Origin of the sequence: Peptostreptococcus anaerobius 653-L (genome assembly GCF_000178095.1) — a bacterium.
Lineage (GTDB): Bacteria > Bacillota > Clostridia > Peptostreptococcales > Peptostreptococcaceae > Peptostreptococcus > Peptostreptococcus anaerobius.
This window is the reverse complement of sequence record NZ_ADJN01000071.1, coordinates 1-837: the sequence shown is the minus strand read 5'-3', so window position 1 is coordinate 837 and position 837 is coordinate 1. Positions and strand designations below refer to the sequence as shown.

At 33.1% G+C, this 837-nt stretch carries 1 protein-coding gene; it reads left to right on the top strand.

Going from position 1 to position 837, the window contains the following annotated elements; genetic code table 11:
• The first annotated feature begins 168 nt into the window (after positions 1–168).
• Positions 169–585: a sigma factor-like helix-turn-helix DNA-binding protein gene (locus HMPREF0631_RS09180; protein ID WP_001074477.1), complete on the top strand. Its 417-nt coding sequence runs from the start codon at positions 169–171 to the stop codon at positions 583–585.
• The last annotated feature ends 252 nt before the right edge of the window (positions 586–837 follow it).

Sequence of the window (837 nt, the reverse complement as noted above, 5' to 3'; positions counted from 1 at the left end):
CTTGGAATTGCTTACACATAGCAATAATACTTTACCAGAAACGACCAAATAGAAAATTATATAAAACATTAGTTTTTAAGCCGAGAGGACTTTTTACGCCAAAGTGTAGAAGTCCTCCTTTTTTATTCTCAAAACCAAAACAGAGAACTTAAAAAGGAGGATGACTAAGTGGCAAAGAAAGAATATTACCTTTATGTAAAAGGCAAAGCCGTACCTGTAAGTGAAGAAGTCTACAAAGCCTATTGGAAGATAACAGAGCATGAAAAGTATCTCCAAAGAAAAGATTGGAAGCATAATGTAATACCATTTTCGGCACTGGATCATGATGGACACTTTGTAGATAACATCATAGATGAAAAGATAGACTTAGAAAAAATTGTAGAAGTAAAAATGCGAATTGAAGAACTTCATAAAGCATTAAATACTCTTACAAAAGAAGAACGAGAACTAATGGAAGCCATCTTCTACAAAGAAGAAAGTCTAAGGTCAATCAGCAGAAGAGAGAAAGTTACACATCAAGCAATCAGTGGGAGGAGGGATAGGATTTTAGAAAAACTGAGAAAGATTTTAGAAGATAAAATCTAAAAACTTGGAAAGGTTAAGTGTCAAAAAAGGTGCTTAACCTTTCTTTATGGAAACAAGCAGATACCAAAACGGAGGAATTAAAAATGAAGAAAGAAAAAACATTACAGGAAGTACAGGAACAAATTTCTGAACTTCAGGAAGAAAGAGAAAAGTGCGATGTAAAGCTGAAACAATTACAAAATCAAGGCAAAAAATTAGAAAAACTGGCAAATGAAAAGGAACGAAAAAGAAGAAATCACAGGCTCATACAAA